Here is a 22172-nt window from a genome sequence, read left to right as displayed (position 1 = left end):
CGTTCTGGGCGGCCGGCTGCGCGGCCGTGTCGTCAGGAGGGGATGGCGACGATCGGGTTGGTGGTCGGCTGCGGCGATCCGCCGCTCGGCTCGACCGTGACGCCGACCGTGTCGCCTGCCTTCATGGTGCCCGCGAGCACCTTCCAGGTCGAGCCCGTGCCGGCGGCATCCATCGTTCCGGCCGAGGTCGCCTTGCCGTCGCGGATGTACCAGAGCTCGTAGGTCTTGTCGTTCGGGAGGTTCGGCAGGTCGTTGGCGATCAGCGCGGAGGTGCCGAGCTGAGCCGACCACACGAGGGTCGCCGTGCCGCCGCCGGTGACGGCCGCGCTCGCGCGCTGGGCGTCCGGTGCGGCGTTGATCTGGGCGAGTGCCGACGCCTGCTGCTGGGTGGAGTCATTGCCGGCGATAGTCCCGCCGACGATGGCTCCGCCGAAGAAGAGGATGACGGCCGCCGCCGCAGAGGCGGCGATGATCGCGGGACGGGCGAACCAGCGACGCTGAGCCCTGCGCTCGGCCGGGGTGGCCTCCGGGGCTGGTGCTTCCGGGGCGGCGGGAGCCGTGGGTGCGGCCTGCACGGCCTCCGGGGCGGGCACAGGGGTCAGAACGGGTGCGGGAGCCGCCTCCGGCTCGGCCGGCAACTGCGGGGTCGTCTGGATGGCGGCGAACAGCGCCGCCTTGAGCTCCGGTCGAGGGGTGACCGGCTCCGCGGCGAGGCCGAGCTGGGCCGCGACGTCTTCGAAGTCGCGCGCCTCCTGCTCGTTCTCGGCGCCCAGTTCGGCGCCGAGGCGCGCGGGTGTCGGCCGGGTCTCGTCGGTCATCGTGTCACCCCCAGTTCCTCTCGCAGCCGTATCATCGCATCGCGCAGCCGTGTCTTCGCTGTGCCTAATGGAATGCCCAGTTCCGCCGCGACCTCACTCTGGCTGAGGCCGCCGTAGTAGGCGAGCGTGATCGCTTGACGTTGCGCCTCGCTCAGCGTCGCCATGGCCACCTCCACTCTCTCGCTCTCCATCCGGACCTCGACCGTCTCGGCCACCTGGTCGTACGCCGTGGGGAGGTCTCGGATGCCCACGGCGGTGTCCCGGTCTCGGGACGCCTGGGACGCCCGGATCCGGTCGATCGCTCGACGGTGGGCCATCGTCATGATCCACGTCATCGCTCGACCTTTGTTCGGATCGAAACGCGAAGCGGATTGCCATGCCTCGAGAAAGACTTCTTGGGCGACTTCCTCGGACTGCGCGGCGTCGATGAGGACGCGGCGGATCAGGCCGAGGACGCGCGCCGCGGTGTGGTCGTAGAGGGTGGAGAACGCGTGCTGGTCGCCCGTGGCGGTGCGAACGAGGAGGTCGTCCAGATCCGGCGCCGCGGCGTCGTCCACGTCGTCTCCGCTCTGTCAGCTGTCCGGTGCGGGGGACAGTAGTGCCGGGCCGCAGAACGCCTCTCGGCGCGAGGCCGCTCGGAGCGGCAAGTTTTGGAGCCCGGGGTTACTGCGGCCCGGCTCCATCAATAGTACACAAGCCGCGGCGGACCTCCAGGGCGTGTCGTTCGCCGCCCGAGAACGGGGAATCCGCTGAGTGGCCGATCAGTCGAGGGAGTCGGAGCGCCAGAGTCGGGCGCACGCCGTCAGCTCCTCGGCCGTGGTGGTGAACCGCAGGGCGCGCGTGGTGAGCTCGGCCGCGCGATCGGTGTCGAGCACGACGTCGCGGTCGTCCGCCACGGCGGCCGCTCCCGCTGCCGTCACCCGGCAGAACGCGGCGGCACGGTCCAGGGCGCCCGCGAAGTCGCCCTCGAACAGGCCGCGCAGGATGCGGTCGGCGAGCTCGGTGATCTCGGCAGGGCCCGCCGGCGTGGGCGCCCCCGCGACGACCGGGTCGATGGAGGTGAGCACCTCGGTGCCGCGCTGGTACAGCAGTGCCGTGCCCTCGGCGTCCTGGCGGATCAGCAGCCGCAGCAGGTAGATGCGCCACAGCGCGCCGGGCAGGCTCTTGGCATTGGACCGCGACCAGAGCTCCGCCAGCGCGTCGATCCCGTTCGCGTCGGTGTACGCGACGAGCCGGTCGACGACGTCGGGGTCGGGGTTCTCGCGCACGCGGGCGAGCAGCGCTCGGGCGGTCTCGTGCGCGACGCGACTGATCTGGGCGGGATCCTCCCCGCCCAGGAACGCCTCGAACATCCCGCCAGGGAAGGTGACCGGCTTGTGGTGTCGTTCCGCCATTGCCCCATTCTCCCCCGTGCGCGGGACGGGTGCGATCCACGGTAGATTAGTCAACGATCGGGCCTGTAGCTCAGTTGGCAGAGCATCGGACTTTTAATCCGCGGGTCGTGGGTTCGAGCCCCACCGGGCCCACTCCATGATCGCGGACGAGCGCCGATCCTCCCCCGCTCCGGGCGCTACGCGACGCCCGTGACGCGGCCGCGCTCCATCAGATAGCCGACGGCGACGGCCCCCGCGATGCAGAGCATGATCGGGGCGAGGAGCTGGAGGCCCTGGTTCGTGAACTCCATGACGAGCACCAGGGCGGTGAACGGCGCCCGCATCGTGACGGCGAGGAAGGCCGCGGCGCCGATGAGGGCGAATCCGGCGAGCGGAGCGCCCGGCCAGATCAGGTTCCAGAGGGCCCCGATCGTCAGGCCCAGACCTGCGCCGATCGCCAGGGAGGGGGTCAGGGTGCCACCGGCGGCACCGGCACCGATCGTGCCCACGGTCGACGCCGTCTTCACCACGGTGATGGCGAAGATCAACAGCACCGGCATCGCAGCGGTGAAGGCCAGCTGGCCGAGCGACCTCCCGTTGCCGAGGATGGCGGGGAGCCACAGCGAGACCACGCCGACGGCCGCGAAGACGAGCGGCATGACGATGAGGATGCCCCACGATTTCGGGCGGTGGCGCTGCGCGAAGCCCACGAGCTTCACGAACCCGACGGCGGCGAACCCGAGCAGCGGTCCGGCGAGCACGGACCAGAGCACGATCGTCGGCGAGAGCGGCACCTGCTCCACGGCGTAGAGCGGGTTCGCGGGCACGACGATGCGGGCGACGAGTGCGGCGATCGCGGAGGTCGCGAGGGCCGGCAGGATGGTGGCGAAGCTCACCTCGGCCAGGAGGATCTCGACGGCGAAGACGGCACCGCCGAGCGGCACGTTGTAGACGGCGGCCAGGCCGGCTCCGGCTCCGCACGCCACCAGGATGCGGCGTTCGCGAGCTGTCACGCCCGCACGGTCGGAGAGCCAGCCTGCCCAGAGCGCCGCGACCTCCCGTGGCGCCACCTCGCGGCCGATGGAGGCGCCGAGGCCGACGATGACGATCTGGAGGGCGGCGTTGACGAGCGTCACGATGCCGGGCATCCGGCGGCCTCCGACCGACGCCTCCACCGAGACGACGGCGTGATCGGGGCGACGCCGCCCCCACCACCGGAGCAGCCACCAGCCGACGCCGCCGATCACTCCGGCGACGACCAGCGCGACCACACGGCTGACGGGCGGAGCCTCCTGCAACCCCTCGAGGAACGACCCCTCCGAGTACCCGAACGCCAGGTGCTGGATCGCGTGCAGCGCGAGGTACACCAAGGCGCCGCCGATGCCTCCGCCCACACCCACGAGAGCGGTAACGACGACGAGACGGATCACCCAGGACGGGGCGCCGGGACGACGCACGGCTCGGGCGGAAGTCACCCGCTCAGCGTAACGGAGGCGTTCAGGCGCCCGGAACGAGTGCCTTCACCGTCAGCAGCGAGATGGAGTCCGACTGGCACGCGGTCACATCCGCATCCTTCACGAAGAGCGACTCCGTCGACCCGGGCGGGTAGACGCGGAAACCGTCCGCCTGCTTCGGGTCGCACTCCGACTCCGAGTAATTCCCCGCCTGCACGATCTTGAGCGCCGCCTGCGCGGTGCCGCCCGGCTGCAGGGTCACCGTCGGGTGCGGCGCGCTGCGGTCGAAGTCGGCCGGTGCACCGAGCTGGGTGCCGTTGCCGTCGCCGACGAACGACACGCCCGGCCAACCCTGCAGCGCGCACTGCGCGCTGCCGTTGTTGGTCAGCACGAGCGTGACCTCCACACTGCCCGCCGCACCGCCTCCGCCGGGCTGGATGCTGCCGCTCAGCGACCCCGTGTCGCACTGCCCATCGACCGGTGCCGAGCTGCTGGTGCCTGTCGGTCGCGGCGTCGAGGTCGCGGTCGACGTGGAGGTCGACGTCGACGCGGTCGGTGTCGAGGTCGGCGAGCCGGACGCCGAGCACCCGGCGACGGCCAGGACCAGAGCGCCGGCGGCGAGCGCGGCAGCGACGAGACGCGGGGCGGCGGGGCGGGACGAGAGGATCCGTGAGCGGGCCATGCGCCCATCCCACCAGCACGGGAGGCGGCAGCCGTGGCAGCGCGCCGGGTGTCGCCCGGATCGGTCGCCGGAGCGAAAGCACCCATGTGGTGTGGAGACGCGCCCTGGCAGGATGGACCCATGAAAGCGATCGCATCCTGGCTCACCCGCTATTGGGCGGTCGTCGTCCCGATCATCGGCGTCGTCCTGCTCGTCGCCTTCTGGACGGTCGAGCTCCAGCCCTGGGCGGTCGTGCTGATCGCGCTCGTGCTCGGCGGCACCGTGCTCGCGGCGGTCCAGCACGCGGAGGTCGTGGCCCACCGGGTCGGCGAGCCCTTCGGCTCCCTGGTGCTCGCGGTGGCGGTGACCGTGATCGAGGTGGCGCTGATCGTGACGCTGATGACCTCGGGCAAGGACTCCGAGACGCTCGCCCGCGACACCGTCTTCTCGGCGGTCATGATCACGATGAACGGTATCGTCGGCCTCTCGCTGCTCCTCAGTTCGAGCCGCGGGTCGATGACCTCGTTCAACCCCAAGGGCAGCAGCGCCGCGCTCGCGACGGTCACCGCGATGGCCACCCTCACGATGGTGGTGCCGACGTTCACCGAGACACCCGGCCCGCAGTTCTCGCCGAGCCAGCTGGTGTTCGCAGCCCTCGCCTCGATCTCCCTCTACGCGATGTTCGTCTTCACCCAGACCTTCGCGCATCGCGACTTCTTCCTTCCGGTCGCTCTGAAGCCCAGTGAGGGCAACGGCAACGAGGAGGACGAGGACAGCCACGCCGAGCGGCCGTCGAACCGCACCGCTCTGATCAGTCTCGGCCTCCTCCTGGTCGCCCTGGTCGCGGTCGTCGGCCTCGCGAAGCTCGAGTCGACACCGCTGGAGCGCGCGGTCACCGCGGTCGGGCTGCCGCAGTCGTTCGTCGGTGTGATCATCGCGCTGCTGGTACTGCTGCCGGAGGGCATCGCGGCCGCGAAGGCGGCGAAGCTCAACCGGATGCAGACGAGCCTCAATCTCGCCCTCGGCTCGGCTATCGCGAGCATCGGCCTCACCATCCCGGTGATCGCCGTCGCCTCGATCTGGCTCCCCGGCGCACTGCACCTGGGTCTCGGCGCCAGTCAGATCGTGCTGCTGGCCCTCACCGTCGCCGTCAGCATCCTGACGCTCATGCCGGGACGCGCGGTGCGGATGCAGGGCGGCATCCACCTCATCCTGTTCGCGGCCTTCATCTTCCTCTCGGTGGCGCCGTAGCCTGAGCCCATGGGTTCCCGGGATCCGCGCGTCGACGCCTACCTCGAGCCGCTGCCGGAGTGGCAGCGTGCGGTGTTCGCCGAGCTGCGGGAGCTCATCCACGAGGCCGACCCGGAGGTCGAGGAGACGATCAAGCGCACCGTGCAGCCGTACTTCGTGCTGGACGGCAACGTGTGCGCCTTCCTGGCCGCGAAGGACCACGTCAACCTGTTCGTCTACGACGGCGGCATCGTGCCGGACCCCGACGGGCTGATCACGGCAGGGCACACGAACACCACGGCCCGCACGATCGGGTTCCGCGAGGGAGACCCGATCGCGCGGGAGGCGCTGCTCGCCTTCCTGCGCCGGCTGATCGCGGACAACCGCGCCGGCGGCTGGCGGGCGATCGCGAAGCGGGGCTAAAGGCCGTCAGACCGCCGTGCGGGTGCGGCGACGACGCAGCACCAGGACGCCGAGCCCGAGGGCGAGAGCGCTCGCGCCGAGCGCGCCTCCGCTGACGGGATCGACGAGCGGCGTGCTCTCGGATTCGCTGACGATGGTGAAGTCGGCGTCGAACGACTTCGAGCCCTGGGTGAAGGTGATCGTCGTGGGGCCCTGAGCCAGATCGCTGAGCGTCACCGACCAGGTGCCGTCCTGGCCGACGACGGCGCTGCCGACCGGCGAACCGTCGGCGGTGCGCGCGTCGACCTGGGCACCGGGGCTCCCGACGCCGGTCACGACCGCCCGGTCGACGGGAAGCCCCTCATCGGCACCGGGCGACCGCAGCTCGAACGGGTTGTCCATGGTGTAGATGTAGCCTCCGCCGCCCACGCGGGGGTGGCAGAAGTAGATGACGGTCTGACCATCCTCAACGGTTCCCGTCGCGGTGATCTCGATCGTTCCGTCGGGGCGGATTGGGCCTTCGCCGATCTGGATACCGCTGCCACAGACGGACTGACCGGGCACCAATCGGAGAGGCAACGCCACCAGCTGCACCGTCTCTCCTACAGTCGCCTCCAGCGTCGCAGCATCGTAGACCGTCATCGAGTACACCTGACCGGGCGCGACCGTACTGCTCGCCGGCGGTTTTAATATCCGTGATTCGCCCGCGGCACGATCCTCGATCGGAGCCGCCGAGGCCGCGGCGGGGATGGTGACGACCGCGCCGACGGCGACGGTCGCGGAGATCAGGAAGGTGCGCAGGAAACGGTTCATAAGCTTGTCCACATCTGGTCGGGGTATGTCCGTTGGGGCCGGTCGGCCGCACTCCATCGGAGCGAGGAGATGTGACATATTAGAAGCGCCCGATCGGGCGCCTTCCGAGGTTTCCTCAGGGAGACGCGTAGCGCCGATGCCCGCAAGGAGCGACGCGCCCTCCGAATTCAGTAGCTATGGGGAAAGGAACGACGCAGTCGGTCGCTGGTGCCTCAGTAGCGCCCGACGGCTACTCAACAGCCGCGAACGATCGCCGCATCGAAGAGCTGCTCCGCGGCGAGGCGGGCTGCGACGGGGGTCCCCCCGCACAGCGCCGCGCTCGCGGAGGCGCCGTCGAAGAGCAGCGTCAGCTGCACGGCGAGAAGGTGTGGCTCCGAGGCTCCGGCGGCGACCGCCTGGCGCTCGAAGAAGGCGGTGAGCTCGCCCTTGAAGTGCTGCGCCACCTGCGCCGCGGGATGCTCGCGGTCGCGCAGCTCGGTGGCGACGTTGACGAACGGGCAGCCGAAGAAGTCGCTCGCCTCGGCCGCCGCGTGCAGCGCGTCGTAGACGTGCAGGACGCGCTCGCGCGGGGGGAGGTCGTCGCTCTCGGTGAAGTAGCCGGCCACGACGCGCGGTCCGTACTCCCGCAGCATCTCGGCGATGATGGCGTCCTTGCCGTCGAAGTGCTGGTAGATCGAGCGTTTGGAGACCGCGGCCTCCTGGGCGATGCGGTCGACACCGACCGCGTTGACGCCTTCGCCGATGAAGAGCCGGGCGGCGGCGGCGAGCACGCGCTCGCGCGGTTTGGGCCGGGGCTCGACGGCGGCGGTGGTCATGAGCCGATTCTAGGGACGACGGTGGACAAAGTAAACCGATCTGTGTACATTTCGAAGTACACCGATCTGTTTACTTCTGGAGGAACCATGACCGACCTCGCCGGACGCACCGCCCTCGTCACCGGAGCCAACCGCGGACTCGGAGCCGCCTTCGTCGCCGGACTGCTCCAGCGCGGCGTCGCGAAGGTCTACGCGGCCGCGCGCCGCCCCGAGACCGTCACGAGCGACGACCCCCGAGTGGTTCCCCTCGCGCTCGACGTGACCGACCCCGAGAGCATCCGGCGCGATGCCGAGATCGCGAGCGATGTGACCGTGCTGGTCAACAACGCCGGCATCGCCGTGAACCAGTCGCTCATCTCGGGAGACCTCGACGAGATCCACCGCGAGTTCGACACCAACTTCTGGGGCCCCGTCCTGGTCACCCGTGCCTTCGCACCCGTGCTGGCGCAGAACGACGGCGGCGCGATCGTGAACATGCACTCCGCGCTGAGCTGGCTCGCGCTCGGCTCGTACAGTGCGACCAAGGCCGCGCTGTGGTCGGCGAGCAACTCCGCGCGCGTCGAGCTGGCGCCGCAGGGCATCCAGGTCGTCGGAGTGCACGTCGGCTACGTCGACACGGAGATGGCCGCGAACGCGGAGGGCGTGAAGGTCCCGCCGACGCAGGTCGTGGACGAGGCGCTGGACGCGGTCCTCTCCGGAGACGCGGAGGCGATCGTCGGCGACGTGGCCCGCCATGTGAAGTCGAAGCTTCACGAGGACGTGCGCGCCCTCTACCCCCAGCTGGCCAAGTAGGACGACGCGGCGAAGCCCTCGGGCCGGATGCCCCAGCTCGCCGTCCACTCCTCGCCGGGCGCGATCCAGTGGAGCCCCTGCCCGGTGTTGAGCGCGTTGGCGGGCGCAGTCATGGGCTCGACCGCGAGCGCGACCTCCCCCGGCGCCTTGGTGGCGAAAGCGCGGTGCGTGAAGACCTGCACGTAGGCGAAGGCGGGATCGCTCCAGAGGATCACACGACGGCCGTCGTCGGCCGCGAGCACGTGCTCCGGCCGCTCGGCGAGCCCGCCGAAGCCGTCGTTCACGTCCAGGTCGCTCACGCGCGCGCCCGCCGAGAGGTCGAAGCGCGTACCGGCGACGGGGGCCTCCCCGATCACGTTGAGCCGGTCGTCGGTCTCGAATCGCGTGGCCGCGGTCACCGTCAGCGTGAGCTGCTCGGCGGGCACGTCGCCGATCCGGAGGTAGGGGTGGGCGCCGACGGCGACGGGCGCGGGACGCTCCCCGCGGTTGGCGATCGTGTGCGTGACGGTGAGGCCCTCGGTGTCCAGCTCGTGCTCGACCGTGGTGTCGAGGAGGAACGGATAGCCGGCCTGCGGGTAGATGCTCGCCGCCTGCGTGACCGACGAGTCGGTGCGGGCGACGAGGGTGTACGGCTGGTAGCGCAGGAGGCCGTGACTGGCGTTCCCGAGCTGCGGCTCGGTGAGGGCGAGCTGCTGCACGATGCCGTCGAGCTCCCAGCGGCCGTCTTTCACGCGGTTGGGCCACGGGACGAGCGCGATGCCATCGGCGGAGGGCGGGGTGGACTCCTCCGGGAACGGCTCCGTGAGGTCGACACCCGCGTAGCGCAGGGTGCGGATCCCCGCCGCCACCTGGGTGATGGTCGCGCTCAAGTCGCCGAATTCGATGTCGTACTGGTCGCCGGTGGGTGCACGCATGGCCACAGCCTAGGCCCCGGCGACGGTGACCGGCAGACCGGTTTCGCGCAGCGCGGACAGCTCCTCCGGGGCCGCCGAGACACCGGTGACGAGCGCCGAGATCTCGTCGATGCCGGCGATGCGTCCGAGGTGCGTGCGGCCGAGCTTGGAGCCGTCGGCGACGACGACGGCGCGCTCCGCGGTCGTCACCATCGCGCGCTTCAGGTCGGCCTCGGGCAGGTTCACGTTGGTGACACCGCCGACCGGGTGGACCCCGGTGCAGCCGATGAAGGCGAGGTCGGCGTGCACCCGTTCGAGCAGGCTGGAGGCCAACGGCTCGACCAGCGAGTGCTGCAGCGGCCGCAGCGTGCCGCCGGTGACGACGACCTGGAAACGCGGGATGGCGCGCTCCAGCTCGAGCGCGATCGTCAAGCCGTTGGTGATCACGGTGACGTCGGTGAGATCGTCCCGGTCGGCGAGGGCACGCGCGATCGCCGCGGTGGTGGTGCCGACGTCGAGCAGCACGCTGCTCCCCGAGCCGACGAGCGCGGCCGCGGCAAGCGCGATCGACCGCTTCTCGTCCGCCGACGCCTCCAGGGCCTCCTCGAAGCTGGCCTCACGCATCCCCGTGCCGCGGAGGACCGCGCCGCCGTGGACCCGCCGGATGCTCTGCCGCTCGTCGAGCGCGTCGAGGTCGCTGCGCACCGTGACGTCGGAGACCTGGAACTCCTCGCTCAGCTCGCTGACCCGGACGAAGCCGGCGCGGCCGATCAGTTCGAGCATGCGCTCCCGGCGGAGGGCGGCAGGCAGCGGTTCGCTCATACGCCCATCGTGTTCCGCTTGCGTTTGCTTGTCAATGCGAAAGCGAATGACTAGATTTGCTTTCGGAAACGAAAGGCTGGCATGGCTTCCATCACCAAGCGCCCGCACGTCCTCTCCGACGGCCGGGACCTCATCTACTACGACGACGCGGACTCGACGCTCGCGCCCGACCGCGCACCCGACCTCCGCGAGCCGTCCCCGCGTCCGCCGACGGCGACCATGCGACAGGACCCGCTGACCGGCGAATGGGTGTCGATCGCCGCCGCCCGCCAGAACCGCGTGATGCTGCCGCCCGCCGAGCTCGACCCGCTCGCACCCGCCACGCCGAGCAACCCCTCCGAGATCCCTAGCGTGTACGACGTCGCGGTCTTCGAGAACAAGTCGCCGTCGTTCGGGCCGCTGCTCGAGGACGCGAACGCCCCCCTCGGTCTCGACGACCTGGCGGAGGTCGGGCTCGGCCGCACGCGCACCTCCGTCGGGCGCTGCGAGGTCGTCTGCTTCAGCCCGGCGACGAGCGGCTCCTTCGGGAGCCTCACGCCCTCCCGCGCCCGCACGGTCATCGAGGCCTGGGCGGACCGCACCGCGGTGCTGTCCGCGCTGCCCGGCGTGCGCCAGGTGTTCCCGTTCGAGAACCGCGGGGAGGCCATCGGCGTCACCCTGCACCACCCGCACGGCCAGATCTACTCGTACCCGTACATCACGCCGCGCACCAACGCGCTCATCCGCTCTCTCGACGCGTACGGTCCGACGCTGTTCGCCGACATCCTGGAGCGCGAGCGCGCCTCCGAGCGCGTCGTCCTCGCCGGCGAGCACTGGACCGCGTTCGTGCCCTTCGCGGCCCGCTGGCCCATCGAGATCCACGTCCTCCCGCACCGGCACGTCGCCGACTTCGCCGAGACGAACGACGCCGAGCGGGACGAGCTCGCCACGCTCTACCTCCGCGTCCTGCGGGGAGTGGATGCGCTCTACGACTCCCCCACTCCCTACATCGCCGCCTGGCACCAGGCGCCCGTCGATGTGCGCCGCGACGAGATCCGCCTGATGCTGCAGATCACCTCCCCCCGCCGCGCCGCGGATAAGCTGAAGTTCCTGGCCGGCTCCGAAGCCGCGATGGGCGCGTGGATCGGCGACGTTCCGCCCGAGAAGGCCGCAGAGGCCCTCCGCGAGGCCGTCGCCCGCGCCGATCGCGAGAACCCGGTCGGCGAGCTGCCCTCCGGCATCTCCGGCCTCGTCACCGTCCCACCCGCTCCCTCCGACCGAAAGGCCGACCGATGACCGATCTGCGCTCCGGCGTCCGCGACGACTTCGCCGAGGTGTTCGGCCGCCAGCCCGACGGCGTGTGGTCGTCCCCCGGCCGCGTCAACCTCATCGGCGAGCACACCGACTACAACGAGGGATTCGTCCTCCCGTTCGCGATCAACCGCCGCACGGTGGCCGCGCTCGGGCTGCGCGAGGACCGTACCGTCCGCGTCGGCAGCACCTTCGCCGACGAGCTCGTGGAGATCGACCTCGACGCGATCGGGCCCGAGGCCCTCTCCGGCTGGTCGGCCTACCCGCTCGGCGTGGCGTGGGCGCTCGGCGAGTTCGGCGCCGACCTGGCCGCCGTGCCGGGCTTCGACGTGCTCATCGACTCCAACGTCCCCGTCGGCGCCGGCCTGTCGTCGTCCGCCGCGATCGAGGGCGCCGTCGCCCTCGCGCTGAACGACGTGTGGCGGCTCGGACTCGACCGTCAGACACTCGCCCGCGTGGGCCAGCGCGCCGAGAACGTGGCCGTCGGCGCCCCGACCGGGATCATGGACCAGTCCGCGTCGCTGCTGGGCGAGCCGGATTCCGCCGTCTTCCTGGACTGCCGCACGCTGCACTCCGAGATCGTGCCGCTGGGCCTGGCCGAGGCCGGGCTGGAGATCGTCGTGATCGACACGGGCGTGGAGCACGCGCACGCCACGGGCGGCTACGCCGAGCGTCGCGCCTCCTGCGAGGCCGGCGCCGCCGCGCTCGGAGTCGAGTCGCTCCGGGATGTCTCGGTCGCCGATCTGGACCGCGCCCGTGAACTGCTCGACGATGTGACCTTCCGCCGCGTCCGCCATGTCGTCACGGAGGACCAGCGCGTGCTCGACACCGTGCGCACCCTGCGCGAGCAGGGCCCGACCGCGATCGGGGAACTGCTCGACGCCTCCCACGCCTCCATGCGCGACGACTTCGAGATCTCCGTGCCCGAGCTCGACCTCGCCGTCGAGACGGCGCAGTCCAGCGGGGCCATCGGCGCGCGGATGACCGGCGGCGGCTTCGGCGGGTCGGCGATCGCGCTCGTGCCATCCGACGCGGTCAGCCGGGTGCTCGTCGCACTCGACGGAGCCTTCGCGGAGCACGGCTTCGGCCAGCCGAACCTCTTCACCGTGGTGCCGTCGGAGGGCACGCGCCGGGAGAGCTGACCTCCCCTCATCCCCGTCGTTAACCTCCCGGCAACCGTTCGGGAGGAAGATGGCGGGGATGACGGATCCCGAGATCACCTGGCTCGACGCCGACACCGTGCAGCTGCGGCAGCCGAAGTCGTCGCACTGGGAGGCGCCCTTCCTCTTCCTGCTCTTCGGCCGGAGGCGCGCACTCCTGCTCGACACGGGTGCCACGGCGGACGAGTCCGTCTTCCCGCTGCGCGCGACGGTCGACCGGCTCACCGACACCTGGTTGCGACGCAACCCTGCGGTGTTCCTGCGGCCGTATCCCCTGGTCGTCGCGCACACGCACGCCCACCGCGACCACATCGCGGGGGACCCGCTGCTCGCGGCACGACCGGCGACGACGGTGGTCGGGACCACCCCGGCCCAGGTCATCTCGTTCTTCGGGTTCCGCGCGTGGCCGGACGAGGTCGTGGAGTTCGACCTCGGTCAACGGCCGATCGACGTGATCGGCGGCCCGGGGCACGAGCCGTCCGCCGTCGTGTTCTTCGACCGCCGGAGCGGCATCCTGTTCACCGGGGACACCGTGCTCCCCGCTCACCTCTACATCCGGGACCGCGCGCAGTACAGCGCGACGATCGACCGGCTCATCCGGTTCCGCGACTCGGCGCCCGTGCGCGTGCGCGAGCTGCGGGGCGCGCACATCGAGATGTCGCAGGAGCCCGGCGTGGCCTACCCGCCCGGCACGATCGACCAGCCGGACGAGCCCGCACTCGAGCTGCCTCCGCGCATCCTGAACCGCGTGCGCGCGGCGCTCGACGACCTGCCGGACTCTCCCGACGGTCGCGTGGTCCGCAAGCGCTTCATCGTCGTCGACGAGAGCCGGGAGCGTGCAGCCCGCGCTGGCTAAGCTGACGGGATGAGCACCCTCGTCACCCTCGCCGACGGCTCGGCGCCCACCGTCTCGCCCGATGCCTTCGTCGCTCCCGGGGCGGTCCTCGCCGGGCGCGTGCGCCTGAGTGCCGCGTCGAGCGTCTGGTACAACGCGGTGCTCCGCGCCGAGGCGGAGGAGATCGTGCTCGGCGAGCGCAGCAACCTCCAGGACAACGTCTCCTGCCACGTCGACGCCGGATACCCGCTGACGATCGGCGCGGACGTGTCGGTCGGCCACAACGCCGTGCTTCACGGCTGCACGATCGAGGACGGCGCGCTGATCGGGATGCACGCGACCGTGCTCAACGGTGCAGTCATCGGAGCCGGGTCGCTCGTCGCCGCCGGGACCGTGGTGCTCGAAGGGACGGTCGTCCCGCCCGGATCCCTCGTCGCCGGCGTGCCCGGGAAGGTCCGCCGAGAGCTCACGGAAGAGGAGCGGGCGGGCCTCGTCGGCAACGCCTCCGCCTACCTGCGCCTGGTCGAGGCGCACCCGCGGGGCTGACTCAGGCTTCGGTCGCCGAAGCGTCCGTCGCGGACGGCTCGACCGCGCCCGGTGCTCCCCCCGTCAGCCGCACCAGCTCGGCGAACGTCGTGGGGAACACCGTGTGCGGGTGACCGGCCGCGGCCCAGACCTCGGGGTAGCCGGCGAGCGCCACATCCACGACCGTGCGGAGCGGTGCGGGGTGGCCGACCGGCGCGACACCGCCGATGGTCTGACCCGTGGCCGACTTCACGGTCTCGGGGTCGGCCCGACGGATACGGCCGCCCAGCTGCTCCCCGAGGTAGGCCGTGTCCACACGGTGCGCGCCGGAGGTCATGACGAGCAGCGGCTCGCCGTCGATGGTGAAGACGAGGGAGTTGGCGATGGCGCCCACCTCCACGCCCAGCTCGGCCGCGGCGGAGACGGCCGTGGGCGTCGCCGCCTCGAACCAGCGGACCCGCGGCTCGACGCCGGCCGCGAGGAGGGCCGACTCGACCCGCTCCACGGCGGGATGCGTGCGCTCGGTGCCCTCGCCGCTCATGCCAGCGCCCGCTCCGCGGACTCGACCACGTTCTGCAGCAGCAGCGCGCGGGTCATCGGGCCGACACCGCCCGGGTTCGGCGAGATCCACGCGGCGACCTCGGCGACATCCGGCGCCACGTCACCGGCGACGACGCTCTTGCCGGTGACCGGGTCCTCCACGCGGCTCACGCCCACGTCGAGGACGATCGCGCCGGGCTTCACGTTCTCGGCCGAGACCAGCCCCGCGACACCCGCGGCGGCCACGATCACGTCGGCGCGCTTGAGGTGCTCGTCGAGATCGACGGTGCCGGTGTGGGTGAGCGTCACGGTCGCGTTGTACTCGCGACGGGTCAGCAGCGAGCCGATCGAGCGGCCGACGGTGACGCCGCGGCCGACGACGACGACGTGCTTGCCGTTCAGCTCGATCCCGTGCCGCTCCATCAGCTCGATGACGCCGCGCGGGGTGCACGGGAGCGGCGTGGTGATCGGCCGGTTGACGTTGAGCATCAGGCGGCCGAGGTTCGTCGGGTGCAGGCCGTCCGCATCCTTCGCCGGGTCCACGAGCTCGAGGATCGCGTCGGTGTCGAGGTGCGGCGGCAGCGGGAGCTGGACGATGAACCCGGTGCAGTCGGGGTCGGCGTTCAGGTCCTCGATCACGGCCTCCAGCTCGGCCTGCGAGATGTCGGCCGGGAGGTCGCGGCGGATGGAGGCGATGCCCACCTCCGCGCAGTCGCGGTGCTTGCCGGCGACGTACCACTGCGACCCGGGGTCGTCACCGACCAGGATGGTGCCGAGCCCGGGCACCACGCCCTGCTCGCGCAGGCGCGTCACGCGCTCGGTCAGCTCGCTCTTGATCGCGGCGGCCGTGGCCTTGCCGTCCAGAATTCGTGCGGTCACAGTTCCTCCGTCGTTGCACCGTCGAGTACGCGGATTCTTCGCGTACTCGACGGCTTTCGCCCGACTTTTCGTGTACTCGAGGGGTGGGGAGTGTCAGATCGAGGAGGGGAGCTCGACCGGGAAGGCGTCCTGGCCCGAGGGCGTGAGGCCCGGGTAGAGCGGGAACGCCGCGGTCAGCGCGTCCACGCGCGAGCGCAGCGCGGCGGTGTCGGCGCCGGGGACGAGGGCGCTGCCGATGATGTCCGCCACCTCGGTGAACTCGGTGTCGCCGAAGCCACGGGTCGCGAGCGCCGGCGTGCCGATCCGGAGGCCGGAGGTGACCATGGGCGGGCGCGGGTCGAACGGCACCGCATTGCGGTTGACCGTGATGCCGACCTCGTGCAGCACGTCCTCCGCCTGCTGGCCGTCGAGCTGCGAGTTGCGGAGGTCGGCGAGCACCAGGTGCACGTCCGTGCCCCCGGTGAGCACGTCGACGCCGGCCGCGCGCGAGTCGTCGGCGGTGAGGCGGGAGGCGAGGATCTGGGCGCCGCGGATGGTGCGCGCCTGGCGGTCCTTGAACTCCTCGGTCGCGGCGAGCTTGAACGCGGTCGCCTTGGCCGCGATCACGTGCATGAGCGGCCCGCCCTGCTGGCCGGGGAACACGTTGGAGTTGAGCTTCTTGGCGAGCTCGGTGTCGCGGCTGACGATGAAGCCGGAGCGGGGGCCGCCGATGGTCTTGTGCACCGTCGAGCTGACGACGTCCGCGTAGGGCACGGGCGACGGGTGCAGGCCCGCGGCCACGAGGCCGGCGAAGTGCGCCATGTCGACCCAGAGCTTGGCGCCGACCTCGTCCGCGATCTCGCGGAAGGCGGCGAAGTCGAGGTGGCGGGGGTAGGCCGACCAGCCCGCGATGATGACCTGCGGCTTGTGCTCGCGGGCCTTGTCGCGCACCACGTCCATGTCGACGAGGAAGGTCTCGGGGTCGACGCCGTACGAGACGGCGTTGTAGAGCTTGCCCGAGAAGTTGAGCTTCATGCCGTGGGTCAGGTGGCCGCCGTGGGCGAGCTCCAGGCCCAGGATGGTGTCGCCGGGGGTCGCGATCGCGGAGAGGACCGCGGCGTTGGCGGAGGCGCCGGAGTGCGGCTGGACGTTCGCGTACTCGGCGCCGAACAGGCTCTTCGCCCGGTCGATCGCCAGCTGCTCGGCGATGTCGACGTACTCGCAGCCGCCGTAGTAGCGGCGGCCGGGGTAGCCCTCTGCGTATTTGTTGGTGAGGACCGAGCCGACGGACTCCAGCACCGCACGCGGCACGAAGTTCTCGGAGGCGATCATCTCGAGGTAGTCGCGCTGGCGGCCGAGCTCGAGCTGCAGCACCTCCGCGATCTCGGGGTCGACCTCCGCGAGCGGGGCGGTGAAGGTCGAGGGCAGGGTGTCGGTCACTACGGGCTCCTTCGGACAGGGATGGACAGTGTACGTATCGACCCAGGCGCGCGGCCGAATCCACCCATGCTTTCGAGGTACCGTCGTCGCTCCCCGATGGTGACCATCTGAGCGCCAGTCGCGACTCGCCCAGCATAGCAAAGGCGCGCAGGTCCCGGACCCTTGCCCATTAGTTAGGAGGCCTGCGATACTCGCTGGTGGCCGTCCGGGGGTGGACGGACGCGGCCGCCGCCCGAGCAACACCCAGCCACATGAGGAGCCTCCGTGGTCATACCCCGCCCTGTCGAGCTCGTGAGCACGACCGACGCACCGTTCGTCCTCGGCCCGACGGCCCGGATCAGCGTCGCGGGCGCCGGAGCGGAGGGGGTGGCCGCCCTCCTGCGCGACGCGCTCCGCCGCGACTGCCACCGCGAACTCGTCGTGGTGATCGAGCCGCCCGAGTACGGTGACATCGCCATCGTGGTCGCCGAGCATGAGGGGCCGGACGGGCATCGCGAGGAGGGGTACTCGCTCGACGTCGCCGCAGAGGGCGTGCGCATCGGCGCGGCCACCGCGGCCGGTGCGCTCCACGGCGTGCAGACGCTGCGTCAGCTCGTCCCCGCCTCCTGCTCCGACGACCCGCTGACGATCGAGGCCGTACGCGTGCGGGACTACCCGCGCTACGCCTACCGCGGCGCGATGCTCGACGTCGCGCGGCACTTCTTCCCGGTCCGGGATGTCGAGCGCTTCATCGACGCGATCGCGCTGCTGAAGGTCAACCACCTCCACCTCCACCTCACCGACGACCAGGGCTGGCGACTGGAGATCGCGTCGTGGCCCGAGCTGACGAGCGTCGGCGGGTCGACCGCCGCGGGCGGCGGCGCCGGCGGGTTCTACACGCAGGAGGAGTACCGCGGCCTCGTCGCCTATGCGGCGCAGCGCCACATCACCGTCGTCCCCGAGATCGACATGCCGGGCCACACGAACGCGGCTCTCGCGTCGTACCCGGAGCTGAATCCCGACGGTGCGGCCCCTGCCCTCTACACGGGAACGACCGTCGGCTTCAGCACCCTGATGACCGGCGACCCGACGACGGAGCGCTTCCTCTCAGACGTCATCGGCGAGGTCGCCGCGCTGACGCCCGGCCCGTTCCTCCACATCGGCGGGGACGAGTGCCTGAGCACCGCGCGCGAGGACTTCGTCGCCTTCCTCCGGCACGCTGCGCGCCTGGTCGCGGACGCCGGGAAGACCCCCGTCGGCTGGCATGAGATGGGCGCCTGCGACGCGCTGCCGGAGGGCACCGTCGGCCAGTACTGGGACTACCGCACGCCGCGCGGGTCGGCCGCCGACGACATCCTGTCGTTCGTGCGCCAGGGCGGCGCGGCCATCCTCTCCCCCGCCGATGTCGCCTACCTCGACATCGTCTATGAGGAGGGGGACGCGATCGGCCAGGACTGGGCGGACGGCCCGACGACGCTGCGGGACGCCCTGGAGTGGGACCCGGCCCGCATCGTCCCCGGTCTCGCCGAGGCACACATCCTCGGCGTCGAGGCGCCGCTGTGGACGGAGACCGTCGCCACCATCCAGGAGGCCGAGGAGATGGTCTTCCCCCGGCTCGCCGCCGTCGCCGAGATCGGCTGGTCGCCGGCCCCCGCCGACACCGAGGCCGTGGAGGCCGCACGCGACTTCCCGGAGTTCGCCGTACGTCTCGCCCAGCTGGCGGAGCACTGGGATGCCGCGGGCACCTCCTACCGTCGCACCGCCGAGGTGCCGTGGCCGGAGAACGCCGGTCAGGGGTAGCCGAGGAACCACAGCAGGATCAGTGTCACCGGCTGCAGCGCGACTCCTGCGACCAGCACGATCGTCCGCGCCCGCGGGCTGTGCGTGAGACCGCGCGCACCTCCGAGCGGCGCCAACGGGAGCAGCAGCCGGAACAGGCTCTGCTGCGGCAGGAACACCGCCACCAGGTAGAGACCGTAACTGGCCGAGTAGGCCACCACCTCGGTGCCGAGGTCGCGGACACCCGGACGGCGCAGCAGCCACACGAATCCGGCGATCACCGCGACCACCAGCAGCACCCCGGCGATGCCCGCGTACTTCCAGGTGAAGAGGAACCACGGCGTCAGGGGCACGAACGACACGTGCCCGATGAATCCGGTCCACCAGGAGAGCTCGGTGGACACATAGGCGTCGGGCGTCCCCGTCGCCTGCGAGGCGATGAGCGGCCAGGCCAGGCCCGCGATCGCGGTGACCGCGCCGGCGACGAGCACGGCGACGCGCTCGCGCATCCCGAACGTGCCGATGCCCCGGCGCTCCTGCACGATGCGCACGACGAAGACGACCGCGAGCGCCAGCGGGATGGCGAGCGCTCCGGGTTTGGCGAACGCCGCCGCCACGGTGAACGGGATGACGAGCCAGTACCTCCGCCGGATCATCGCCAGCAGCGCGGCGAACATCAGGAAGAAGAACATGCTCTCGGCGTAGGTGATCTGCAGCACGAACGAGAGCGGGCCGAAGCAGAAGAACACGGTCGCCCAGAGGGCCGAGACCGTGCCGCCCCGCGCGTGGACGATGCGGTACAGCACGAGCGCCGCGCCGGCTCCGAAGAGGGTCGCGACGAGCACGCCCGCGGGAGCGAACGGCAGGCCGGTCACAGCCATCAGCCCGCGGACCACGGCCGGGTAGAGCGGCAGGAACGCCCAGGGGTTCTGCTGCACGTCGCCCCCGCCGTCGGTGGGGAGCGTCGTCGGGTACCCGCCGGAGGCGATGCGCTGGTAGAACGAGCCGTCCCAGGACGACGAGAACGTGAAGAAGGTCGGGTCCTGCCGCGAACTGGCGAACGGCCAGTCGCCGACCGTCGCCGCGACGTAGAGCGACAGCATGAAGACGGTCGTCAGCACCCGCGAGGAGGCGTAGACGATCAAGGTCGCGCCCCACCAGGGGAGGTCGCGACCGGCCAGGCGCACCCGGTCTCCGCGTACGCGCGTCCCGGCTCCCGGCGTGGGCGCTGTGCTCGTGATTCCCGCTGACATGCTCAGCGGGATACTACTCCGGTGAGCATGCACCGGTGCCGGGGATGGGATCCTGTACATGTGAACGTACTCACCGACCCCTCCTCCGCTCCCCTGGGTCCCGGTGCGCCGGTGCTCGCCGTCGACGTCGGCGGCACGGACATGAAGGCCGCGCTGATCGACGCCGACGGGCGGATCGTCGAGATCGTGCGGCGACCGACCCCGCATGAAGGCCCCGCGACGGCGGACGCCGTCGTCGCAGCCCTCGTCGCGATCGCCGACGAGTTCCGGGCGACGCATCCCGCCATCGAGCCGGAGGCGCTCGGTCTGCTGGTCCCCGGGCACGTGGACGACGAGCGCGGCGTGGGGGTCTTCGCCGAGAACCTCGGCTGGCGCGAGTACCCCTTCCGCGACCGCGCGGCAGCGGCCCTCGGCGTGCCGGTGTCGTTCAGCCACGACGTGCGCGGAGCCGGCCAGGCGGAGAAGCGGCTGGGAGCGGCGGCGCCCTACCGGAACGTGGTTTTCATGGCGATCGGCACCGGGATCGCCGGCGCCGTCTTCCTCGACGACCGCCTGCTCGTCGGCGGCGGTCTGGTCGGCGAGATGGGCCACTCCCGCGTCGCGGACGGTCCGGTGTGCGCGTGCGGCGGTATCGGCTGCCTGGAGGCCGTCGCGTCCGCGGCGGCCATCGCGCGCCGGTACAACACGGCGACCGGGGCGACGGTCCCGGGAGCCCGGGAGGTGCTCGAGCGCTCCGAGGCGGGCGACGCCGACGCGATCGCCGTGTGGGCGAGCGCCCTGGACGCGCTCGCCCTCGACATCTCGCACACGGTCGCGCTGCTCTCGCCCGAGGCGATCGTGATCGGCGGCGGCCTCTCGCAGGCAGGCGACGCACTGTTCGTCCCGCTGGCCGAGCGTCTGGAGGGCATCCTCACCTTCCAGCGCCGCCCGGCGCTGCTCCCCGCGAGCATCGGCGAGAACGCCGGCGTGATCGGCGCGGCGCTGCGGGCGCGCGATCTGCTCGCCGCCGCGGTCCCGCAACCGGTCGCCTGACCCGGCGACGGTATCGTCGATGAAATGACCGCGCATGTGATCCATTCCGCCCGTCTCGTCAGCGACGGCCACGTCGTCCACAACGCATGGGTGCGGTTCGACGGCGGCACGATCGCCGCCACCGGCACCGGAGACGAATGGCGTTCGGCGGTCGTCAGCGACCGAACGGTCTCCGTCACGGACGCCGACGGCGCGTGGCTGACGCCCGGTTTCGTCGACATCCACGGCCACGGGGGCGCGACAGCGAGCTACGACGACGGTCCGGAGAGCATCCGGCGGGCGCTCGATCTGCACCAGCGCCACGGCACCACCCGCGCGGTCATCTCCCTGGTCACCGCGCCCGTCGACCGCCTCGCCGAGAGCGTGCGGGCGATCGCGGCGCTCAGCCGCGAGGACTCCCGCGTGCTCGGGTCGCACCTCGAGGGCCCGTTCCTCGACGTCGGTCACAAGGGTGCGCACGAGCCGAGCCTGCTGCGCTCGGCGACGCCGGAGGACATCGACCTCCTGCTGGCGGCCGCCGACGGAACGCTGCGGCAGATCACGATCGCCCCGGAGCTGCCGGGCGGCCTGGACGCCGTGCGCGCCTTCAGCTCGGCCGGAGTCGCCGTCGCCGTCGGCCACACCGCCGCCGACTACGCGCAGACGATGGAGGCGTTCGCGGCGGGCGCGAGCATCCTGACTCACGCCTACAACGGCATGGACGGCGTGCACCACCGCGCTCCCGGCCCGGTCGCCGCGGCCACCCGCACGGCCGGCGTCACGCTGGAGATCATCAACGACGGCGTGCACGTGCACCCGGAGGTCGTCCGGATGCTGTTCGCCGCGGCTCCGGGTCGCGTCGCGCTCATCACCGACGCGATGGCCGCCGCGGGCGCGGAGGACGGCGACTATCTGCTCGGCTCGCTCGCCGTGCAGGTCAGGGACGGCGTCGCACGTCTCGCCGAGGGCGGCTCCATCGCCGGTTCGACGCTGACGCTCGACGACGCTCTGCGGCGCGCAGTGCAGGAGGTCGGCCTCCCCGTCGAGGACGCGGTGCGGGCGCTCACTGAGACGCCGGCGGCCGCGGTCGGGCGTAGCGACGATCTCGGCCGGCTCGCGCCGGGGTACGCGGCGGATGCCGTGCTGCTCGACGGCGACTTCCGGGTGCTCCAGGTCTTCACGGACGGCGACCCCGTCGCTCGCTGAGCGGGGCCCGGGGCCGGATCCGTGTTCTGGACCCGGCCCTCGAGGATCCCCTCGTCGACGGTGATCGGCGTTCGGGTCGTCGGTCACCATCGTGCTCGTGCCGGTTCGGGTCCGGCACGGGCGTGGCACGGACGCCCCCTGTGCGGCGGCCACGTCTTGAGAGACCGCGACCGCCGCCATCCATGACGCCGGTTCTGTGAAATATTTCGGGGACTCCCGCCGG

At 71.6% G+C, this 22172-nt stretch carries 23 protein-coding genes, 1 tRNA gene and 1 riboswitch; of the genes, 11 read left to right on the top strand and 13 right to left on the bottom strand.

Annotated features, from left to right (window positions below; all coding sequences use genetic code 11):
• Positions 1 to 32 precede the first annotated feature (32 nt).
• The 3 genes from FHX33_RS19715 to FHX33_RS19705 all read right to left on the bottom strand — a co-directional run bounded on the left by FHX33_RS19715 (position 33) and on the right by FHX33_RS19705 (position 2212).
• Entirely contained in the window at positions 33 to 818 is a 786-nt protein-coding gene (locus FHX33_RS19715; protein ID WP_021762531.1) for an anti-sigma factor, read from the bottom strand.
• On the bottom strand, positions 815 to 1375 hold the full coding sequence (gene sigK / locus FHX33_RS19710) for an ECF RNA polymerase sigma factor SigK (protein ID WP_021762532.1): 561 nt from the start codon (positions 1373 to 1375) through the stop codon (positions 815 to 817). Before sigK ends, FHX33_RS19715 begins: the two co-directional genes overlap by 4 nt.
• Before the next feature lie 204 nt (positions 1376 to 1579).
• Complete coding sequence (locus tag FHX33_RS19705) at positions 1580 to 2212, bottom strand: DNA-directed RNA polymerase subunit beta (RefSeq protein WP_183428882.1); 633 nt, start codon at positions 2210 to 2212, stop codon at positions 1580 to 1582.
• A gap of 59 nt (positions 2213 to 2271) precedes the next feature.
• Between FHX33_RS19705 and FHX33_RS19700 the strand changes: the two genes are divergently transcribed.
• Positions 2272 to 2344: transfer RNA gene (locus FHX33_RS19700), tRNA-Lys, on the top strand.
• 44 nt (positions 2345 to 2388) lie between these two features.
• On the opposite strand, the gene FHX33_RS19695 is transcribed toward FHX33_RS19700, so the two are convergent.
• Together FHX33_RS19695 and FHX33_RS19690 are read right to left on the bottom strand one after the other, a co-directional pair.
• Positions 2389 to 3666 carry a chloride channel protein gene (locus FHX33_RS19695; protein ID WP_248616227.1) on the bottom strand — a complete coding sequence of 426 codons (1278 nt, stop codon included), beginning with the start codon at positions 3664 to 3666 and terminating at the stop codon, positions 2389 to 2391.
• 22 nt (positions 3667 to 3688) lie between these two features.
• On the bottom strand, positions 3689 to 4327 hold the full coding sequence (locus FHX33_RS19690) for a DUF4232 domain-containing protein (RefSeq protein ID WP_183428881.1): 639 nt from the start codon (positions 4325 to 4327) through the stop codon (positions 3689 to 3691).
• 120 nt (positions 4328 to 4447) lie between these two features.
• On the opposite strand from FHX33_RS19690, the gene FHX33_RS19685 reads away from it, so the two are divergent.
• Complete coding sequence (locus FHX33_RS19685; RefSeq protein ID WP_021765132.1) at positions 4448 to 5557, top strand: calcium:cation antiporter; 1110 nt, start codon at positions 4448 to 4450, stop codon at positions 5555 to 5557.
• A 9-nt stretch (positions 5558 to 5566) separates the two neighbouring features.
• Positions 5567 to 5959, top strand: coding sequence for a DUF1801 domain-containing protein (locus tag FHX33_RS19680; RefSeq protein ID WP_021765131.1), 393 nt, complete (start codon positions 5567 to 5569; stop codon positions 5957 to 5959).
• A gap of 6 nt (positions 5960 to 5965) precedes the next feature.
• Here the strand turns inward: FHX33_RS19680 and FHX33_RS19675 are convergent, their stop codons facing one another.
• Both FHX33_RS19675 and FHX33_RS19670 read right to left on the bottom strand, forming a co-directional pair.
• Positions 5966 to 6751, bottom strand: coding sequence for an Ig-like domain-containing protein (locus FHX33_RS19675; protein WP_021765130.1), 786 nt, complete (start codon positions 6749 to 6751; stop codon positions 5966 to 5968).
• 233 nt (positions 6752 to 6984) lie between these two features.
• A complete protein-coding gene (locus FHX33_RS19670; protein ID WP_021765129.1) occupies positions 6985 to 7566 on the bottom strand; it encodes a TetR/AcrR family transcriptional regulator in 582 nt (193 codons plus the stop codon).
• Positions 7567 to 7653: 87 nt separating this feature from the next.
• Between FHX33_RS19670 and FHX33_RS19665 the strand changes: the two genes are divergently transcribed.
• Positions 7654 to 8358 carry an SDR family oxidoreductase gene (locus tag FHX33_RS19665; RefSeq protein ID WP_021765128.1) on the top strand — a complete coding sequence of 235 codons (705 nt, stop codon included), beginning with the start codon at positions 7654 to 7656 and terminating at the stop codon, positions 8356 to 8358.
• Here the strand turns inward: FHX33_RS19665 and FHX33_RS19660 are convergent.
• Positions 8337 to 9272: an aldose 1-epimerase family protein gene (locus FHX33_RS19660; protein WP_021765127.1), complete on the bottom strand. Its 936-nt coding sequence runs from the start codon at positions 9270 to 9272 to the stop codon at positions 8337 to 8339. The genes FHX33_RS19665 and FHX33_RS19660 overlap by 22 nt on opposite strands.
• Positions 9273 to 9281: 9 nt before the next feature.
• Entirely contained in the window at positions 9282 to 10073 is a 792-nt protein-coding gene (locus FHX33_RS19655) for a DeoR/GlpR family DNA-binding transcription regulator (RefSeq protein WP_021765126.1), read from the bottom strand.
• A gap of 81 nt (positions 10074 to 10154) precedes the next feature.
• On the opposite strand from FHX33_RS19655, the gene galT reads away from it, so the two are divergent.
• The 4 genes from galT to FHX33_RS19635 are packed head-to-tail and all read left to right on the top strand — an operon-like array spanning position 10155 to position 13904.
• A complete protein-coding gene (gene galT, locus FHX33_RS19650) occupies positions 10155 to 11348 on the top strand; it encodes a galactose-1-phosphate uridylyltransferase (RefSeq protein ID WP_021765125.1) in 1194 nt (397 codons plus the stop codon).
• Positions 11345 to 12505, top strand: a complete 1161-nt coding sequence (gene galK / locus FHX33_RS19645) for a galactokinase (protein WP_021765124.1) — start codon at positions 11345 to 11347, stop codon at positions 12503 to 12505. The genes galT and galK overlap by 4 nt, the downstream gene beginning before the upstream one ends.
• Before the next feature lie 58 nt (positions 12506 to 12563).
• Entirely contained in the window at positions 12564 to 13379 is an 816-nt protein-coding gene (locus FHX33_RS19640; protein WP_039923778.1) for an MBL fold metallo-hydrolase, read from the top strand.
• 9 nt (positions 13380 to 13388) lie between these two features.
• Positions 13389 to 13904 carry a gamma carbonic anhydrase family protein gene (locus FHX33_RS19635; RefSeq protein ID WP_021765122.1) on the top strand — a complete coding sequence of 172 codons (516 nt, stop codon included), beginning with the start codon at positions 13389 to 13391 and terminating at the stop codon, positions 13902 to 13904.
• A 1-nt stretch (position 13905) separates the two neighbouring features.
• On the opposite strand, the gene FHX33_RS19630 is transcribed toward FHX33_RS19635, so the two are convergent.
• The 3 genes from FHX33_RS19630 to glyA all read right to left on the bottom strand — a co-directional run bounded on the left by FHX33_RS19630 (position 13906) and on the right by glyA (position 16721).
• On the bottom strand, positions 13906 to 14424 hold the full coding sequence (locus tag FHX33_RS19630) for a YbaK/EbsC family protein (RefSeq protein ID WP_021765121.1): 519 nt from the start codon (positions 14422 to 14424) through the stop codon (positions 13906 to 13908).
• Entirely contained in the window at positions 14421 to 15302 is an 882-nt protein-coding gene (locus FHX33_RS19625) for a bifunctional methylenetetrahydrofolate dehydrogenase/methenyltetrahydrofolate cyclohydrolase (RefSeq protein ID WP_021765120.1), read from the bottom strand. Before FHX33_RS19625 ends, FHX33_RS19630 begins: the two co-directional genes overlap by 4 nt.
• A gap of 93 nt (positions 15303 to 15395) precedes the next feature.
• The gene (glyA, locus tag FHX33_RS19620; RefSeq protein WP_021765119.1) at positions 15396 to 16721 is read right to left on the bottom strand and encodes a serine hydroxymethyltransferase; all 1326 of its coding nucleotides are present in this window, start codon (positions 16719 to 16721) and stop codon (positions 15396 to 15398) included.
• 33 nt (positions 16722 to 16754) lie between these two features.
• Positions 16755 to 16853: riboswitch (ZMP/ZTP riboswitch) on the bottom strand.
• Between the two features lie 132 nt (positions 16854 to 16985).
• On the opposite strand from glyA, the gene FHX33_RS19615 reads away from it, so the two are divergent.
• Positions 16986 to 18500 carry a family 20 glycosylhydrolase gene (locus FHX33_RS19615; RefSeq protein ID WP_021765118.1) on the top strand — a complete coding sequence of 505 codons (1515 nt, stop codon included), beginning with the start codon at positions 16986 to 16988 and terminating at the stop codon, positions 18498 to 18500.
• Here FHX33_RS19615 and FHX33_RS19610 read toward each other — a convergent pair.
• Positions 18491 to 19732, bottom strand: coding sequence for a hypothetical protein (locus FHX33_RS19610; protein ID WP_246397580.1), 1242 nt, complete (start codon positions 19730 to 19732; stop codon positions 18491 to 18493). The two genes, FHX33_RS19615 and FHX33_RS19610, sit on opposite strands and share 10 nt — an antisense overlap.
• Before the next feature lie 60 nt (positions 19733 to 19792).
• Between FHX33_RS19610 and FHX33_RS19605 the strand changes: the two genes are divergently transcribed.
• Together FHX33_RS19605 and nagA are read left to right on the top strand one after the other, a co-directional pair.
• Positions 19793 to 20764 carry an ROK family protein gene (locus tag FHX33_RS19605; protein WP_338092056.1) on the top strand — a complete coding sequence of 324 codons (972 nt, stop codon included), beginning with the start codon at positions 19793 to 19795 and terminating at the stop codon, positions 20762 to 20764.
• 24 nt (positions 20765 to 20788) lie between these two features.
• Positions 20789 to 21949, top strand: coding sequence for an N-acetylglucosamine-6-phosphate deacetylase (gene nagA / locus FHX33_RS19600; RefSeq protein WP_021758048.1), 1161 nt, complete (start codon positions 20789 to 20791; stop codon positions 21947 to 21949).
• Positions 21950 to 22172: the final 223 nt, after the last annotated feature.

The sequence above is a fragment of the Leifsonia aquatica genome, assembly GCF_014190775.1.
GTDB lineage: Bacteria > Actinomycetota > Actinomycetes > Actinomycetales > Microbacteriaceae > Leifsonia > Leifsonia aquatica.
The sequence above is the reverse complement of the archived record's forward strand: the minus strand, read 5'-3'. Positions and strand labels throughout refer to the sequence as shown.

What these genes read in the sequence shown, in the direction of transcription:
- FHX33_RS19630 (WP_021765121.1), bottom strand. Translation starts at nt 14,424, where the DNA reads ATGAGCGGCGAGGGCACCGAGCGCACGCATCCCGCCGTGGAGCGGGTC.
- FHX33_RS19660 (WP_021765127.1), bottom strand. Translation starts at nt 9,272, where the DNA reads ATGCGTGCACCCACCGGCGACCAGTACGACATCGAATTCGGCGACTTG.
- FHX33_RS19640 (WP_039923778.1), top strand. Translation starts at nt 12,564, where the DNA reads ATGACGGATCCCGAGATCACCTGGCTCGACGCCGACACCGTGCAGCTG.
- FHX33_RS19670 (WP_021765129.1), bottom strand. Translation starts at nt 7,566, where the DNA reads ATGACCACCGCCGCCGTCGAGCCCCGGCCCAAACCGCGCGAGCGCGTG.
- FHX33_RS19690 (WP_183428881.1), bottom strand. Translation starts at nt 4,327, where the DNA reads ATGGCCCGCTCACGGATCCTCTCGTCCCGCCCCGCCGCCCCGCGTCTC.
- FHX33_RS19680 (WP_021765131.1), top strand. Translation starts at nt 5,567, where the DNA reads ATGGGTTCCCGGGATCCGCGCGTCGACGCCTACCTCGAGCCGCTGCCG.
- FHX33_RS19635 (WP_021765122.1), top strand. Translation starts at nt 13,389, where the DNA reads ATGAGCACCCTCGTCACCCTCGCCGACGGCTCGGCGCCCACCGTCTCG.
- galK (WP_021765124.1), top strand. Translation starts at nt 11,345, where the DNA reads ATGACCGATCTGCGCTCCGGCGTCCGCGACGACTTCGCCGAGGTGTTC.
- nagA (WP_021758048.1), top strand. Translation starts at nt 20,789, where the DNA reads ATGACCGCGCATGTGATCCATTCCGCCCGTCTCGTCAGCGACGGCCAC.
- FHX33_RS19610 (WP_246397580.1), bottom strand. Translation starts at nt 19,732, where the DNA reads ATGTCAGCGGGAATCACGAGCACAGCGCCCACGCCGGGAGCCGGGACG.
- FHX33_RS19665 (WP_021765128.1), top strand. Translation starts at nt 7,654, where the DNA reads ATGACCGACCTCGCCGGACGCACCGCCCTCGTCACCGGAGCCAACCGC.
- FHX33_RS19675 (WP_021765130.1), bottom strand. Translation starts at nt 6,751, where the DNA reads ATGAACCGTTTCCTGCGCACCTTCCTGATCTCCGCGACCGTCGCCGTC.
- galT (WP_021765125.1), top strand. Translation starts at nt 10,155, where the DNA reads ATGGCTTCCATCACCAAGCGCCCGCACGTCCTCTCCGACGGCCGGGAC.
- FHX33_RS19715 (WP_021762531.1), bottom strand. Translation starts at nt 818, where the DNA reads ATGACCGACGAGACCCGGCCGACACCCGCGCGCCTCGGCGCCGAACTG.
- FHX33_RS19655 (WP_021765126.1), bottom strand. Translation starts at nt 10,073, where the DNA reads ATGAGCGAACCGCTGCCTGCCGCCCTCCGCCGGGAGCGCATGCTCGAA.
- FHX33_RS19685 (WP_021765132.1), top strand. Translation starts at nt 4,448, where the DNA reads ATGAAAGCGATCGCATCCTGGCTCACCCGCTATTGGGCGGTCGTCGTC.
- FHX33_RS19705 (WP_183428882.1), bottom strand. Translation starts at nt 2,212, where the DNA reads ATGGCGGAACGACACCACAAGCCGGTCACCTTCCCTGGCGGGATGTTC.